We start from the raw sequence: 17,327 nt of genomic DNA, 5'->3' as shown, positions 1-17,327 counted from the left end.
TCCCTTATTTGATGATGCGTTCTACAGCTAACCTGAAAAATATCTTAAGCCATAAAACCCAGGTTTGAATGAGTAAAATTACGGATGTTCGGGAAGACGTATTCCAGTGCAGCGTTATCACTCACGCCCATCCACTGCGCTAGTGTTGAACCAACTTGATCAGCGGCAATTTTGGGTATGAGTCGGCCTTGAGAGTAATCATCGTTTCCGCCCAGTATTAGTTCCGGCCATGTACCGATAGGTTGTTTCCCATTTACCGCGCCTCCAATTAATAGTTGATGGCCACCCCAGCCATGATCGGTACCATTTCCGTTGCTCATCATCCGTCGACCGAAGTCAGACATAGTGAAAGAGGTGACTTGCTTGTTTAGCCCTAACCGTTCGACCGCACGATACATTGCTAAAAGGTTTGTCGCGAGATCCTCAAGTAACACTGGATGACGTGTCAGTTGCGAATCGTGCAGGTCATACCCAGAGTGTTTAACGAAAAAGACTTGTCGTTGCTGCTTCAGGACATCTTGGCTTGCTATCAATTTGTACACGGTTTGCATCTGCTTGCCGAGCGTCGATGACGTAAACAGCGGCTCGTCAGCAATGTGGTTGAGTTGCTCGCTCAGTACACTACTCATTACCATCGACTCATCAACCATCAAATTAAAATGACCATTAAATGGATTGTCAGTTTGATGAGAGAGAAGGCGATCATAGATCCCCTTGTATAGCGGGTTATCAATCGCGGTAAGCTGAACTGCGCGATCTTTTTTCAGGACGGTTTGGCGGTGTTCCATTGCCCGTAACCAAAGCGAGTTGCCATGCACACTGTATAGCGGTGTTATTTCTGATTCAGAGTTTAATACATCCAACATTCTGCCAGCCCAACCAAGATTTTTAGACTCGCTCATTCCACCAAGTAACCAAGCGTCTGTTTGAGAATTATGAGAAAACAGTTGCTCGGGAAGTGATGCTTCACCTTGCTCAATAGCTTGTTTGGTGACGGGATGGTTGAGAATGCCACTATTGAGCACGATGCTGGCATCGCCTTGTTCGAAAACGGAAGTTAACGCATTTAACTTTGGGTGTAAGCCGAGCTTCACTGGGTGATTTGAGCTATCGACAGCACTTAAATTGATAGGGAGTATGTCTTCTTTGGCGACAGAGAGTGGCCCTCTGACTTTGGAATATTGACGATAGTGCGTCTCCGATAATGGTAGTACGGTGTTGAACGCATCGTTTCCGCCAGCTAAATAAACACATATTAATGCTCGAAAGTCATTAGATGGCGCTGCGAGAGAATAACCTGGCAGACTAAGAGAGGCTAGTGCGCCCATCGATAGCGTGCTTTGTATAAAATGTCGTCGTGAAATATCCATAATTCACTCCTAATCCTGAATATAGAATTCGTCGCCAGAAATGGCGGTAAATATCACTAGAGCGAGTTTTGTTGTTGGCACATAGTCCCCACGATAATCATTCAGGGCGGTGAGCATGAGCTCTTTCAATTCAGCAGAAGCCGTTCCAGCAAAGAAACGCTCGTTAACCAATTCGACTAAGGCACGGTGATCGTCCAGAAGAAGATAAAACTCGTTAAGATCGAAGTGGTAGGAATCACCACCTCCTCTACGAGTGCTGGTTAACATATAGTTGACCAAATCGGTATAAACAGACCAATTGAGAAGTTCATACTCTGGCGAGTTAATACCAGACTCCGTAAACTCGTTAGACGGCTGATAGTCTGGAGAGTAAAAATTAAACACGGAAGGAGAACGAAGCGGCCCTTGATTAGCGATGTTCATCATCGTTGTTGCGTCTTCGTAACGTGATCCTTTAACCGTAAAACCTGATGCTCGATGAAAATTAGTCAGGACCAGTATCGGTTCTTTCACTTTTACAGGCGGGGTATCCGTCATCCCTAATGCTTCAGGGTCGAGCAATATGGCTCGAACAACGGCGGTTAGATCGCCTTTTTCTCCTTCCCCATTGTTGTTAAATATCGTAGCAACACGCGCGACGTACTCTGGGCTTGGATTTGAACTGACCAAACGTTGTATAAGTAACTTTGAAACAAATGGAGCAACATTTGGGTGAGACATCAACATATCAATCACTTTTGAAAGCTCTTCTTGTGCGGTTAGACCCGATGGGATCACGTTCCCTAGAAATCGCTTCTCGCCGGTGTCGTGCCGTTGACTGATAACTCGCATCGGTTTCACGAATGCGATGTCGGAATTTTTCCATCCAGTTAATGCTCGCGCGAGCTCTTGAATATCAGTTTGATTGTACGTGGGGATAGGTTTGCCTGTTGCGTGGTTTAGCTTTTTACTGCCATCTAAATTGAGTTCATACAAACCGATAGTGAATAACTGCATTAACTCTCGAGCAAAGTTCTCATCGGGAAGCGTTCCTGTCGCACTATTTTCTTTTGCACTACCGAGCATAGACAAATAGCTCCCCATGACTGGATGGATGGAAACGTCATACAACAGGTCTCGGTAGTTGCCAAACGCATGCTCAACCAACAGATCGTAGTAATTCACTAACCCTGTAGGTTTGCTGGAAAGAACGCCGCCATAACGAGAAACGACTACGATCTGACTCAATGCATAAGCCGTTCGCTGCCTAAGCTGATCTTCAGCAGTAACAACAATTTGATACCAAGCATTTTCTCGGTTTGACTGTAGGCCTTTAGAAAAAGGCGTTTGATAAAGTGGTTGATGGTAGGTTGCTGGCAGGTTGATTTGTTTCTGTATCCAATCCTCTAAGCCGTTTTCCCTAACCTCATTAATTAACGCAGGTGTTGGTCCAAAAGAGGTTTGATAGAGAAAACGCGCAACGGTTTGATCGGATGGGGATTGCTGTATTTGTGCTGATACATTAGACACATGGCTCAGCAATAAGATAGCCAATCCTAGTACCCAAGCAGAGATTTTATTTAGCTTCTGACGTCTCATAGTTAACTCGCTTACCCGAAGTAACGATTTAAGTCCATTTAACGGGAGTTATTAAGCTCTTTTGAGCTGTTTAGTAAATTTATGAAAATCAAGCAGCTGCATAGGCGAGTATAGTAGCTATAAGTGGTGAACAAAAAACTCAAACGTTCAATTTGGTACTATAGTGCTAGAAGTTTTTGATGCTATTTTTTCTAAGATACTGATATTAAATATGGCCAGTGAAGAGTAATAAGCAGAGATATCGCAATAGATATAGAAGGGGGACAGCTAAAGTACTGTTAACAAGAGATTGGTATGTTTGTTAAGGCTTAAGTTAGTTTCAAGAAATTATTGAGCCAATAAATAAAGTCCATTGGTTTGCACAAGAGAAAACCACACGGATGTTCTCTTGTACAAAGCAACAAAGGTTATTTTCGGGCAAGCTTATGGTGAGCACGAGAAAAGTGATCGGCACAAAATGCGCCCACGATCGAGAGTTCGCCAGCCAGACAAAGCGCAGCTGCGACTTCGGCTAACGCTTTCGCATTGCCGTTGCCGTGCAAACCCAAAATATCCAAACATGCTTTTTGCGTTGGAAGGCCAGTACCACCACCAACCGTCCCCACCATGATGTTTGGCAAGGTCACGCACGCGTACAAGTTGCCTTGAGCGTCTACATCCATACGAGTGATTCCAATGGCAGACTCTGCAACACAAGCTGCATCTTGACCACAAGCAATGTACAGCGCGGCAAGGGCATTTGCGTAATGCGCGTTGACGCCAATTGTCCCGCTGAGTAAACCACCCACCGTGGTCATTTTGCCAAATTGAACCATAGACTCCGGCGTCGTATGCAGATATTTTTCCACCAACTCAGCAGGAATGGTCACTTCGGCGGATACTTTCTTACCGCGTACCGAGCGCAGTGTGTGTGCGTTTGGTTTTTTGTCGCCTGATAAGTTGCCATCCAAGAATGCTTGAGTTGGTTTGATTGGGCTGGTCGCCAAAATATGATGGAACACTTCGTTTGTTGCGATGGTCACCATGTTTTGTCCGGAAGCGTCACCAGTCACGTATTCAAAGACCAAATAAACATGGTTTCCTTCGATATTTACATTGATGTCTTTGAGTTTGCCATGTGAGGTGGTGGATTCCGCAATTTGACGAAATACGTCAAACTGGGTCACAACCCAACTGACGAACTGGCCGGCGTCAGCAAGGTGATTAAAGGCGAATACTGGTGTTCGGCTCACCCCTTCACTTAGTAACAATGCGCTCGCGCCACCAGCGGCGGTGATAAGATTTGCGCCACGGTTGTAGGAAGCGACTAACGCGGCTTCTGTCGTTGCGAGCGGAACCAAAAAGTCATCGTTCGCATACAAGCCGTTGACGCGCAAAGGGCCTGCAATGCCGACCGGCACATTAACAGTACCAATGAAGTGCTCGATGTTGTTGGAGTAAGCATCGCAATGTGACTGCGTGAAAGGATCAAGAAGATGATCTTTATTGGTCACGTGTTCCAATACTTGCCAACGGCGCGCCAAATGCTTATCCGACAGGCTAGGGCTTAAGCAGAGACGTTTCTCTGGCTTGTGAAACTTCGGTTCTAATGCCGATTGAATCTTACTGCTGGTTTCGATATCGGAAAGGGCGGAGCTTTGAACAGGGTTATCTTGGTTTAACTTCGGCATACAAACGTTAACTGAAAAATCGAACCAGAGATTGTAGTGATTGAGGCTTTGATTACAACGTTGATTATACGTTTTGCAACAAATACCACTATGCAAGCGCCTTTATTATCCAAGTGATTTGATATTGGAGCGACGAATTTACGGGACATAAATGGGTTTTGACAATGAATGTTGCAGTAAATGGCAGATCCGGGAGGTTATGGCTTTTAGAGAAACTGGCCTGTAGGTGTTTGGATTCGGCAAGGTGTAAGCATGAGCGCCTTAAAAGCGGAATGGTTCAATCTATGAAAGGAATAAATTGTCTAACCCAGTCCCTTGGGCCAGACGTTAGTTTGAATCGGTTGTTCAAAAACTAGTTAAAGGCGCGAGCCACACGTCCCGCACTTTGAATGCGATAATGGCCAACGTAAGCAGGAACAAATACAGATTGTCCTTTCGCGGCGGTTAACGTCTTACCGTTATCACTGATGAGTGTCAGGTCGGCATCAATCGCCATCAAAATCTCTGCGCTGTTTGCCTCAACCACGTCGTGATTCGGTTGGTTAAGAATGCTGAAACTAAAGTCTTCCACTGGAACGGGGTAAAGGCTTTGGCAACCATTGGCATTAGGTTCTAGAACAAGGCTGTTAAACGGCTTAGGCACAAAATCTGTGCATTTAACCAGTTCTTCAACATCCATATGTTTCGGCGTGAGTCCTGCACGCAAAACATTATCTGAGTTCGCCATGATCTCTAATCCCGTTCCTTTAATGTAAGCGTGTGGCGTTCTTGCGCTCAGGAACATCGCTTCGCCAGGTTGCAGCGTGATGACATTCAACAGTAATGGCGCAAACAAGCCGACATCGCCAGGGTATTGAGTGGATAGATCCAAGATGAGCTGGAAAACGTCGCTATCAGTGCCATGCTCTGATTGACGTGAGGCGCAGGCAAGAAGCTGTTTCAGTGCTCGCTCTTTTGTTTCGCCTTCCATGGTCAGAATGTGCACAAAGAAATCTCGTAAACCTTGTGAGTTGATTTCGCGTTTGAATGCATCTAGCGGTGTGCGTAGCTCATCGATATCGCAAAGGCCAAATGCCTCAATAATCTCGTCATACGAACGAAAACCGTTCATGGCTTGGTAACTTGTCAGCGCGTACACCAACTCAGGTTTGTGGTTTGGATCCTTGTAGTTACGATGGCTTGCGTTTAGTGGGATCCCGGCACTTTGTTCTTTTTCGAAGCCTATTTCGGCATCTTGTTTGCTTGGGTGAACTTGAATCGACAGTGCATGTTCGGCCGCTAAGATCTTAAACAGAAAGGGCAGGTCGCCAAATTTCGCTGCGGTTTCTGCTGATAAGTAAGCGGGTTGGTTTTGTTTGATCAGTTCAGACAAAGGCAGCGTGTTTTGCTCAACCTGAACTTCAGAGCAGCCGTTTGGGTGAGTACCCATCCATACTTCTGCTTGAGGCTCATTCGTTTCGTTAGAAAAGCCAAACAAATCGTGAATAGAAGAGGTGCTTCCCCAGGCGTAGTTTTGGATTTTGTTGTTCATTTGAAAGAAGCTATGCGATGAAATAGTGTTCAAATTCATGAATTTTTCCCATAGTTAACCCTCCGAACTGAATCGGAAGAAAAATTGAGCAGAGATACGTTAAATAAGGAGGGCGAGCGCGGTTAGGTCACTCGCCAATTTGCCCTAAGGGCGATAAGTCGATTTACAACCGAGGCTTTGGTTCGAGTGGTTTTCGTGATGGCTGCGCTTGCAAAAATGGCAGCAACAAAAGGCCAATGACGGCTGCACAAACTGAAATGGTGATGAAGAAACCCGTCCAATGATATTCTTCAAGAATTAACGCCAGTGGATAACCAGACAATGCTGCGCCCATGTAGGCGAACAAGCCCACGAATCCTGTTGCCGCGCCGGCAGAATCTTTGTGAGAGCACTCCGCCGCCGCCATACCGATCAGCATTTGTGGTCCAAAAACAAAGAAGCCGATGGAGAACAATCCCGCCGCTTGGAATGCAAAGTTGGTCAGAGGCATCAGCCAAAGCGCAGAGACAGATAAGAAAATCCCAATCGCGAACAGCAAGTTCATTGGCCCACGGTTACCGCCAAAGAGTTTGTCTGAGCCCCAACCCGCAACCAATGAACCAACAAAACCGCCGATTTCAAACATAGACAGAGCAGCGTTGGCGTTAATCAGGCTATAGTGATGCTGCTCGGTCAAGTACAGGTTTCCCCAGTCATTGATTGCGGTACGAACGATGTAAACCAACACATAACTGAACGCGAGCAGCCAGATGTATTTGTTGTTAAATACGTACGATTTCAGAATTTCGCGGTAGGTGAGGCCACGTCCGTAATTTTCTTGCGCAAGTTCTAGCGCGTCGTTGCGCCATTGGCCGACACTTGGTAAACCCATTGTTGTGGGTTTGTCGCGCAATCGCCAACAAACGAATAGACCGAGTAATACACCGATGATGCCGGGTAGAATAAAACCTTCACGCCAGCTGTAGTGCAACGTTAAATAGCCCACCAAAATAGGGATCAGCGCGCCACCAACGTTGTGTGCGGTGTTCCAAATCGCCCATAAGAAGCCACGCTCGGAACGTGAATACCAAGTCGTTAACAGCTTGGAGCATGAAGGCCAGCCCCAGCCTTGGAACCACGCGTTTAAGATCCACAGAGTAATGAAAGCCGCGAGTGAGCTAGAAAAGCCGAACGCGATGTTGACCAGACCTGTCGCAATCAATCCTAATCCCATGAAATAACGAGGATTAGAGCGATCCGAAATCGTGCCAGAAATAAACTTCGAACAGCCGTAAGTAATGTAGAAAAGCGTACCGATAAGACCCAAATCACCTTTATCTAAGCCAAGATCGGTAATCATCGCTGGTGCGGCGTAGTTAAAGGTCTTACGGGTAAAGTAGAAACCTGCGTAGCCGATGTACATCCCCAACATAATGTGCAAACGCCAATGGTGGTAACGCTGATCGATTTGCTCGTTGCTCAGGCTCGGTTGAGTAAATTTAGGTGAACGTAAAAATCCAAACATCTTGAGTTACACCTTAGGTAAAGTAATGCTGATTTGTGTGCCGGTCACTTGATCGCTGGTGGAGTAGATAACCATTTTTCCACCTAACGCGTGCACACGTTCTTGCATGCCGCGAACGCCCATGCCTTTCATGCTGTCCTGAACTTTGAATCCGACACCATCATCGTGAATCATCAGTGACACCGCAGCTTCTCCAATTGTCAGTTCAATATTGATCAACTGCGCTTCTGCGTACTTGGCAGCGTTATTTAATGACTCTTGGCATAAACGGAATAGGGTTACTTTGAGTGTGTCACTCAGGCTGGTGTAATCGCCTTGCCAGTTCAGTTGAACAGTTGTTCCGTGATTGGCGAATTCCATCTCTCGCGTCAGTTGCTCGACGGATTCTTTTAAGTCCAAATCATCCAGCATTTTTGGTCTTAGCTTGCTTAACAGTCGCTTAGTGGTGTCGTACACGTTGAGGGAAAGCCCTTCGATCATGTCCGCGCAACCAACGCGTGTTTCTGCGTTGTTCACTCGTTTAATGATGTTGGCTTGTGTGCGGATTGCCGTGATGTTCTGTCCTATTTCGTCATGCAGTTCGCGCGCAATATCGCGTCTTACGGACTCTTCAGCTTTGATAAGCTGGCGAGACAAATTCTGATTGCGCGCAAGTTCACCGCGCAGTTTGTGATTGAGGTCTTTTTGTTTCTGAACCCCTAAACCGAGCATAATGCCAGTAATGGTTTGCGCCGAGAGAGATAATAACAAATCGGTGATTTCTAGATTCGATACGCCGCTACGAGCCGCAATCAGCGCTATGCTGTTGAGCATGGTGGCGAGCAGAGCACCTTGCCAGCCGTAACGCAGAGCAAGCACGATGATTGGAATCGCCATACAAAATGGCGCAAATCGTTTTAGCTCTTCAGGCAAGCTGGTTTGCACCAAAATACTGCCGATCAAAAGCAGCGCATAAAGCACGATATGACGTACCTGAAATACAACGGCATTACTAAGTAGGAGAGAGCTAAGCGGAGACCAACGACTTTGGAACAAATAGCTCCACAACAGGTAGCACATAGGCACCACGAGCAAGCCTCCAGAAATGCTAGCCAGCCATACCATGTAAACAGAAGGCACGTGAAATCCGACCGCCATTACGTTGATGAAGGCGGTAATGATGATCACAATGCCCATCACGGCTAAATGGCGGTTTTGGTCTCCGTAGTAGTATTTTTTCGCAATCAGAGTGACCGGGATACTGGCAATGCTCGCAATCAGCACGGTAAGCCACTGCGGTTGACCCAGTAACATCGCAAGTGCGATGGAAAGTCCCCACTCCGAAAGGTAAATCGTCGGCCAATAAGCGGTGCGAGTGTGAAGGGCGACACCTAATCGTAAAGCGAAAGGAAACAATAAGATCGCCAACTCGGGATCATTGACAAAGTAATAGGCAATCACCCACAAGCAAAACCAGGCGCAAGCCATAACAAAAAGTCCGCAAATGGTGGTAACAGCATAAGCTCGCATTAAAAGGACTCTTGAGAAAATAGTTTGGCGAGCTCAACGTTGTTTTTCACGCCGAGTTTGTCGATGGCATTCGCACGATGAACATGCACAGTCTTGTGGCTCAAGCCAAGCTCTGCCGCGACAGACTTTACATCCAACCCAGTGGCAAGTAGCTGACATACCTCGTTTTCACGTTTTGTCAGTTGGCATAGAGAGGTGGTGTTGTCTCTAGGCGTTGCAAGTTTAAGTGCAATATCTGATGTGAGGTAACAGCCGCCAGAAGCACTGGTTCTCACGGCTTGAATAAGTTCGTCTGGGCTACAGCGTTTACTAAGATAGCCTTTTGCACCTAGCTTTAGTGATTTTTCCACCATCGCAGGGGAGTCATGCACGCTAAGCATCACGCAGGCAATGCCAGTTGGTATTTCGCTGAGAAAGTTTAAGCCGCTTTCATCTGGCATGGAGATATCTAGGATGACGACATGAGGGTGTACCGCAGGCAAGCCTTTTCGCGCTTCGGCGACAGAGCCGAATTCACCAACAACGGTAATATCACTTTCTAAATTTAATAATTGTGCGAAACCTGAACGCACGATGACGTGATCATCAACTAGAGCAACATGAATCATTATTACAACCAAATAGAGCAGACGACTAACAACAATAAGCTCCAACAGGAGCCAATAGAAAAATCTTTAATGATACTGAATTGAGCCATGCTTTTTAATGATCTTGCGCGCTTTACCGAAGTAAAGCGCGCAGAGAAGCTAGGCTTGGTTTTGTGCAAGTTGAAGCTTCTTCGCGTGTCGAATCTTCTTCTCTTCCGCGATAGCGACGAAAGCAAGCAAAACAATACAAATCATGGCGGAGGTATCTAGGGCTGCGAAGGTGCCTTTCCAACCTGTTAAGCCGAAGATAGGTGTACCGTCGGCAATCATACCGAGACCAAGTTTCGCGAAGCTGTCACCGATTAGGTAAGCGAATGTACCTTTTACTCCGTCAGCTACACTGATTGCTTTTTTAGGGACAAAACCAACCGCGGCAACACCGATAAGAAGTTGCGGACCAAACACCAAGAAGCCCAATACAAATAGAGAGGCTAAGTACATGAACTCGCTAGTGGCGTGTTGGTAGAACTCAAGCGATACGATGATCAAACCAAGAGACACACAAGCAACCAATGCGCGGCGACCGTTTGCTAAGTCAGATAAGTAACCCCACATCAAAGTACCGACAAGCGCACCGACTTCGAACAGAGTAAAGCCAGAGATTGCAGTTTCTTTTGACAGACCAAGTTCTTGGTACGCGTATACCGTTGACCATTGGTCGATACCGATACGCACGATGTAAAGGAAGATGTTGGCAAAGCAAAGTAGCCAGATAACTTTGTTTTTAAGAACGTATTCAACAAAGATTTCTTTTTTGGTCATCTGGTTTTCTTCAGCGGCGGTGTCTTCTTCACTCACTGCTTCATCGAAAAGTTCTTCTACTTTACCTAGACCGTAAGCTTCTGGAGAGTCGCTACCAAAGCGCATACCGATAAAGCCGACGATGATCGCGATGATAGAAGGGAACACGAACATGCCGATTACGTGGCCGTCGAATAGGTAGTTGGCACCGAAAAGAGCAACACCCGCTGCGCCCGCACCACCAACGTTGTGTGACATGTTCCACAAGCCTAGGTAAGAGCCGCGTTTGTTACGAGGTGTCCATTTTGTAATGGTTGAGTAACTAGAAGGGCCACCAGTACTTTGGAAGAAACCACTTAGAGCGTAGAAAGCCACCATCAAGAACAGGCTTGCACTACCGCCGCCCATGCTGAAGCTGAAACCAAGCATTGCAAGACCAGAAAGGATCAGCATAAAAGGGAGGAATTGCTTGGTGTTCTTACCGTCAGCGTAGTAAGACACAACGGTTTTACCGATGCCGTATGTGATGGAGAAGCCAAGGCCAATAAGACCTAGGTCTGTCATGCTCAAACCGTAAGTTGAGATCATGTCGTTTTGCGCGACATTGAAGTTCTTACGAATCAAGTACATGGTTAGGTAGCCGATGAATACGACCAAGTAAGATTGGATGAACGGTTTAAACCACATCTTTCTTCTAACTTCGACAGGAAGATCGAGGGTCGGCTTCCGCACCTGTTCGAGGAATTTTAACATGATGAACTCTCTTGTAATTGTTTTAGAAACACAACGGAGACCGTTATGCGCTCTTGTTACCTTTGACTGAGCGGAATTCTAGAGAGTGGTTTTGTGAGGCACATGAGATGGTTGCCTAGATCGGCTAGGAAAAATTCCTAGAAATGCCTAGTAAGGCGGAAAAGCGTGAAAAGAGTCACACAAAATCCTTACTAATCTATGGGTTTTTGACTGGGTTCTTATCAGATTGGAAAGCGTTCAAATCCAAGCGGGTTAATATGCGTAAGCTTAGTGCAGACAAGGGGTGAGCACGTTTGGTTGGAGAGAATGGTGGCTTGTCGCTAAGTATCAATTGGGAATGAGAAGCAAACAACAGAAACCCGGAGGTCTCTGTTAGAAATATTAGGAATTCGGCTAGGTTGACGTGTTAAGGCGCAGGGCTGTATAGACGCGGCGAGCCGTGTTTTGGTAAGTGAATTAGGTTCAAATGGTTTCTTCTTGCCCATTCGACGGTTAACGCTGTAGGTGCAGATAAGCAAACCAGAGTGGGGATACGCGCGCGAACGGCTTTGTGGATCAACTCTAAGCTGCAACGGCTTGTCATGATTGCGAAGCCACTTTGAGGCTCGATGTGATTGTTGGCCAATGCGCCAATCAACTTATCTAGCGCGTTGTGGCGGCCGATATCCTCTCGGCACAACTTGATGTTGCCTTGTAAATCTGCAAATAAGGCGGCGTGTAACGCGCCAGATTCACGTGCGGCTTCTTGATGCAGTGCGACTTTGTCTCGCAGCCCTTCGAATACATCGGAGCGCGGAGGAAGAGACGGTGTCAGCGACGCCAAATCAGGCAAAGCTTGTTCCAGAGCCTCTACACCACAAATGCCGCATCCGGTTGTGCCAGCAAGATTTCGGCGTTGTGTTTTTAACGCCCAGAAAGCGCGGTTGCTGATTTCCACTTCCGCATAGTGAGATTCGTGATCGCCGCCAATTTCAATGTCTTTGATCTCTTTGAAATCGTGGACGATGCCTGTGCTTAGGCTAAATCCTTTTACGAAGTCTTCCAGATGGCCTGGCGTCACCATCATGACCGCTTGGCTAATGCCGTTGTAGCTGATAGCTAAGGCGGATTCACTCGCCAGCGACATTTGTTGTACTGGGCGGCCATCAATCAATTCTCGGTAATTGAACGCACTTGGTTGAGGTGGTGCTTGATTGAAATCGGACAGTTCAAAATAAGATTGAGTAGTACATCTCATGAAATCACCTCATAAGCCGTTATGTATGCCAAAAATTGACGTGTGGGTTGTTGTTATCGATTGAATATGTTTTTTGCTTCTGCGAAGCACTGATCGGTTAGCGCGGAGAAGGGTTCTTGTTTTCGCTTTAACAAACCTAGTGGGGCGTGAACAGCGGCTTCTTCGATAGGGATAATGCGAAGCGTATCGTTCAACTCTTCCAATCCACAATTCAGAGGCATAATGGCGCAACAAAGGCCACTGGTTACTGCTTGGATCAAGTGAAAGGTGGAGTTACTTTCAATGACGGTTTGCGGAACCAGCCCTTTACTCACAAAGCTAAGATCAATTGAGTGGCGATAGTGCATGCCCTTCGAAAGCAGCCCTAGCGGAATGTTATTGAGTGACTCCCACAACACTTCAGATTCGGCAAAATCAAAATGACGCTCATCGAATAAAACGCCAAGTTTGGTTGAATCTAGTTCGATAACATCGAAGTAAGCGGTGTTAACTTGATCGACATAACACATCCCCAAATCAAGTTGATTGCGATTGAGTTGGTCTATGATCTGTTCGGTCGTCATGGAGAGTATTTGAAAGCGTAACTCAGGGAACTGTTGAGCTAATGGTTTGAGCAATTGCATAGGGTTTTGGCTGGCGAGTGGCACCATTCCAAGCCGAAGAGAGCCGACCAACTGACCACGGCAGTTGGCGGCTTCAGCTTGCAATCCATCATGAGCGGCTAAGACGGTTTTTGCCCAAGCTAAAATGCGTTCTCCGGCTTCAGTGAATCCTTCAAATCGTTGACTTCTTTGGATTAATTCGAGATCGAGCTCTTCCTCTAAGCTTCGGATTCTCATGGACAAGGTAGGCTGCGTAATGTGGCACAATGCGGCGGCTTGACCAAAGTGTTTGGTCTGTTCAAGTGCGATGAGATATTTAAGTTGTTTGATATCCATAATGGCTTGTTAACCTTGCGTTGTGAGTCACATGTACGGGGGAACTCCCTAAAAAGGGCACAGCACTACCGTACTTTTTAAGCGCTGGAGCGTTTTAACTGGGAAATGGAAAACCAAAACCAAGTCAAGAATAAAACCACACTCAAAATTGATCTGAATCAAGGCTATTCCTGATATTAATTAGGGTCAAATTTAAAGTATCTATAGTGTGATAGATATTATCTATTATCAAGAGTGCCGATTTTATTGAGTTCGTTAAGCGAACTAGGTGGAATCGAATGGGAAAACGATTAACCTCATAAATTGTATTGATTAAAAATGTGATGACCGTCAGTGGAAAAATTCGTCATAGATTTTGTTTATCACTCGGTCAGGATTATCAATTGGACGCATATTGAATATCGACTTAATCTTTGATTTAGATCAAGACGCAACAATGCGAATTGAATCTACCAGTCTTAGAAACAGTAGGCGGGTATCCGATATCAAGAATCTAGATAAGTAAACGCTCGGACAAGCGAGAGCATGTTGAGTGGTTACTTATTTGGATTAAAAAATACATGGATTAGAAACTAAGCCCTTCAATACTTCCGCATTATCTCAATAAATAACGCGCTTGTTTTCACGGGCACCCTGCTTGCTGGTATATCTGCGAGGAGTAAAGTCGTGAGCCAAAAAGAACAAATAAAAGCATACAAAGGTCCAGCTGGTGGTTGGGGTGCACTGAAAGCCGTAACCAGAAGTTGGTGGGGCAGTGAAAATGCAGTTAAAAACATTCGCACTATGCTCAAAACCAACCAAAATGGCGGTTTCGACTGTCCGGGATGTGCATGGGGTGAGTCGCCAGATAGTGGTAAAGTCAATTTCTGTGAGAATGGCGCGAAAGCGGTAAACTGGGAGGCGACCAATCGTCTGGTTGACCCTGATTTTTTTGCCAATCACAGCGTTTCATCTCTCTCAACGCAAACCGATTACTGGTTGGAATACCAAGGCCGTATCACGCACCCAATGCGATACGATGCTGAATCCGATCACTATGTGCCAGTCTCTTGGGATGAGGCTTTTGCACTTGTCGCGAAACATCTCAATCAATTGGATTCACCACACCAAGCTGAGTTTTATACCTCTGGTCGTGCAAGCAACGAAGCGGCGTTTTTGTATCAGCTATTTGTGCGCGCATTCGGTACCAATAACTTTCCAGATTGTTCCAACATGTGTCACGAAGCCAGTGCAATAGGGATGAAAGACACCATTGGTGTTGGTAAAGGCACAGTGATCTTTGATGATTTTGAAGAAGCTGATGCGATTTTCGTGATTGGTCAAAATCCGGGCACGAACCACCCACGAATGCTGGAACCTCTGCGCGAAGCGGTAAAACGTGGTGCACAGGTTATCTGTCTAAACCCGCTGAAAGAGCGCGGGTTAGAGCGTTTCCAAAACCCACAAATGCCGATTGAGATGTTGAGTAACGGCTCAGAGCCTACCAACACGGCGTACCTGCGTCCTGCTTTGGGCGGAGACATGGCAGTATTTCGTGGCATCGCGAAATTCTTGTTGCAATGGGAACGCGAGGCATTGCAAAACGGTGGCAAAGCGGTATTTGATCGTGAATTCATCAAGCAACACACAACAGGTATTGATGAGTATTTGGCTGAAGTGGACGCAACCTCTTGGGAACACATCGCGGAACAATCGGGTCTTGATTTAAGTGAAATCGAGATGGTGGCGAGCATGTATCGACGTGCAGAACGTGTGATCATGTGTTGGGCGATGGGGTTGACTCAGCATCGTCACTCTGTACCAACCATTAAAGAAGTCGCAAACGTGCAAATGTTACGAGGTAACGTTGGTAAGCCGGGCGCGGGTCTTTCACCAGTGCGTGGTCACAGTAACGTTCAGGGCGACCGTACGATGGGCATTGATGAAAAACCTTCAGAGCTGTTGTTGGATCGCATTGAAAGTCGATTTAACTTTGCCGTCCCGCGCGGTGAAGGCCACAACACTGTGCAAGCCATTAAAGCGATGGAAGAAGGGCAAGCGAAAGTATTTATCGGTTTGGGCGGCAACTTTGCACAAGCAACGCCAGACACAGAACGTACGCACAACGCAATGCGAAACTGTAATTTAACCGTACACATTTCGACGAAGTTAAATCGTTCTCACCTTGTCACAGGTAAAGATGCGCTTATTCTTCCGTGCTTAGGCCGTACTGAGATTGATCAGCAAGCGACTGGCCCACAAGGCGTGACGGTTGAAGATACCTTCAGCATGGTACATATCTCATTTGGTCAGCTAAAACCGCGTTCGGAGCATTTGCGTTCAGAACCAGCGATTATTGCCGGTATTGCCAATGCTACACTCGGGGCAAAACCAATTGATTGGTTGTGGGCGATTGAAGATTACGACCGTATTCGCGATTTGATTGCCGACACGATTCCGGGCTTTACCGACTTTAACCATAAGCTTAAACACCCGGGTGGATTCCACTTGGTAAACCCAGCTGCTGAGCGTCGATGGAATACACCAAGCGGCAAAGCACAGTTCAGCTCTAGCGAGTTGCCGAAGCAGTTGATCAGCGAAGCGATACTCGAAAAAGGCCAAAAGCCAGATTTGATCTTGCAAACCATGCGCTCACACGACCAATACAATACGACACTTTACGGCTTGAATGACCGTTATCGTGGAGTATTTGGTATGCGCGAAGTGCTGTTTATCAATGAAGCGGATATTCGTAAACTCGGTTTTGAACCGGGCGACAAAGTGGACATGGTGTCATTGTGGGAAGATGGCGTTGAGCGCCGTGTGAGCGGATTTACGCTTGTTGCCTATGATGTACCAGCAGGTCAGGCGGCGGCTTACTATCCAGAAACAAACCCATTAGTTCCTTTGGACAGTTATGGGGATAGAACGTTTACGCCAACCTCTAAGTTTATTGCGATAAAATTGGAAAAATCGACATCCGATAAGATCGCTTTGGTGGAAGCGGAATAGTGACCAAACCGGCACAACGACATTTCCGATAAGCAAACGGCTGATATTAATTATCAGCCGTTTTTAATTGCGCTCAGTCTGCATTTAGTGCGCATAGCTTGTGTATAATGTTAATGACATTATGCTGCTCGATAATAGACAGATAAGGCCGATTTGAATCTAATTTCAAGTAGTAAAACTAATAAGAAGATGCTTATGACCTTGAAAAATATAATTAAATTAACAATCAGTCACTTAGTGGCAGTTTCTATTGGCATTGCGATAGGTATCTATACTTTACCGATCCTTATTGCACCACCTGCGCCGACCGATGAACAAGTTGCTAAGAGCAAGCAAGGTGCAGAATACAGCGCAGTGTTTAAGAGGGAACTCAAAGGTAGCGATGCTTTTCATTGGGGAGAGGGAGAAATTCATTTGAGTTCTGAAGTCATTACGTTGGTAGGAAAACTCGCTCCCGGACCAGACTATAAACTCTATCTATCTCCTAAGTTTGTCGAAACGGAACAAGAGTTTAATGACCTTAAATCTGAGATGAGCTTAATTGGTGATGTCAAAACGTTCGATAACTTCGTTGTTGAGGTTCCTCAAAGCACTTCAATTTCTGAATACAATACGGTTGTTGTATGGTGCGAGACATTCGGTGAGTTCATTACTTCGGCAAAGTATCAATAAATCTTAGCAGTAGAGTGAAAGGCTTTTCTTTTCACTTTACGCTAGGATGTTGTTTCGCATAATTAAGAGGCAAAGACTCTTAAACATTCTAAATTTAAGAGCCTTTGTTTTGTAGTGGCATAGTGAATTTGGTCACTTAGTTAGAGGTGATATCATCACCTCATAAGTTAACAGGTGACATTATGA

Annotated in this window: 12 protein-coding genes; 2 read left to right on the top strand and 10 right to left on the bottom strand. The window is 46.0% G+C overall.

Annotation, left to right across the window (positions count from 1 at the left end):
* Positions 1-44 precede the first annotated feature (44 nt).
* From R8N28_RS19365 to R8N28_RS19320, 10 genes are all read right to left on the bottom strand, one after another.
* Positions 45-1,370, bottom strand: a complete 1,326-nt coding sequence (locus R8N28_RS19365; protein ID WP_065275330.1) for a DUF1501 domain-containing protein — start codon at positions 1,368-1,370, stop codon at positions 45-47.
* 9 nt (positions 1,371-1,379) lie between these two features.
* Entirely contained in the window at positions 1,380-2,948 is a 1,569-nt protein-coding gene (locus R8N28_RS19360; protein ID WP_065275329.1) for a DUF1800 domain-containing protein, read from the bottom strand.
* A 407-nt stretch (positions 2,949-3,355) separates the two neighbouring features.
* Positions 3,356-4,618, bottom strand: coding sequence for a hydroxymethylglutaryl-CoA reductase (locus R8N28_RS19355; RefSeq protein ID WP_065275328.1), 1,263 nt, complete (start codon positions 4,616-4,618; stop codon positions 3,356-3,358).
* Between the two features lie 352 nt (positions 4,619-4,970).
* Positions 4,971-6,188 carry a mannose-6-phosphate isomerase, class I gene (gene manA, locus R8N28_RS19350; RefSeq protein ID WP_065275327.1) on the bottom strand — a complete coding sequence of 406 codons (1,218 nt, stop codon included), beginning with the start codon at positions 6,186-6,188 and terminating at the stop codon, positions 4,971-4,973.
* A gap of 124 nt (positions 6,189-6,312) precedes the next feature.
* On the bottom strand, positions 6,313-7,653 hold the full coding sequence (locus R8N28_RS19345) for an MFS transporter (RefSeq protein ID WP_005376086.1): 1,341 nt from the start codon (positions 7,651-7,653) through the stop codon (positions 6,313-6,315).
* Positions 7,654-7,659: 6 nt separating this feature from the next.
* Positions 7,660-9,162 carry a signal transduction histidine-protein kinase/phosphatase UhpB gene (gene uhpB, locus R8N28_RS19340; RefSeq protein ID WP_065275326.1) on the bottom strand — a complete coding sequence of 501 codons (1,503 nt, stop codon included), beginning with the start codon at positions 9,160-9,162 and terminating at the stop codon, positions 7,660-7,662.
* Positions 9,162-9,770, bottom strand: a complete 609-nt coding sequence (gene uhpA / locus R8N28_RS19335; RefSeq protein WP_065275325.1) for a transcriptional regulator UhpA — start codon at positions 9,768-9,770, stop codon at positions 9,162-9,164. Before uhpA ends, uhpB begins: the two co-directional genes overlap by 1 nt.
* Before the next feature lie 138 nt (positions 9,771-9,908).
* Positions 9,909-11,303 carry a hexose-6-phosphate:phosphate antiporter gene (uhpT, locus tag R8N28_RS19330; protein WP_021707729.1) on the bottom strand — a complete coding sequence of 465 codons (1,395 nt, stop codon included), beginning with the start codon at positions 11,301-11,303 and terminating at the stop codon, positions 9,909-9,911.
* 406 nt (positions 11,304-11,709) lie between these two features.
* Positions 11,710-12,540 (bottom strand): formate dehydrogenase accessory sulfurtransferase FdhD, encoded by an 831-nt coding sequence (gene fdhD, locus R8N28_RS19325; protein WP_025526892.1) that lies wholly within the window; start codon positions 12,538-12,540, stop codon positions 11,710-11,712.
* A gap of 53 nt (positions 12,541-12,593) precedes the next feature.
* A complete protein-coding gene (locus tag R8N28_RS19320) occupies positions 12,594-13,478 on the bottom strand; it encodes a LysR family transcriptional regulator (protein WP_005460961.1) in 885 nt (294 codons plus the stop codon).
* A gap of 666 nt (positions 13,479-14,144) precedes the next feature.
* Between R8N28_RS19320 and R8N28_RS19315 the strand changes: the two genes are divergently transcribed.
* Positions 14,145-16,469: an FdhF/YdeP family oxidoreductase gene (locus tag R8N28_RS19315; protein ID WP_065275324.1), complete on the top strand. Its 2,325-nt coding sequence runs from the start codon at positions 14,145-14,147 to the stop codon at positions 16,467-16,469.
* A gap of 195 nt (positions 16,470-16,664) precedes the next feature.
* Entirely contained in the window at positions 16,665-17,141 is a 477-nt protein-coding gene (locus R8N28_RS19310; RefSeq protein WP_005376099.1) for a DM13 domain-containing protein, read from the top strand.
* Positions 17,142-17,327 lie beyond the last annotated feature (186 nt).

This window comes from Vibrio sp. Vb1554 (genome assembly GCF_033344235.1).
Note: the sequence above shows the minus strand (reverse complement) of the source record. Positions and strands in the feature narration are given on the sequence as shown.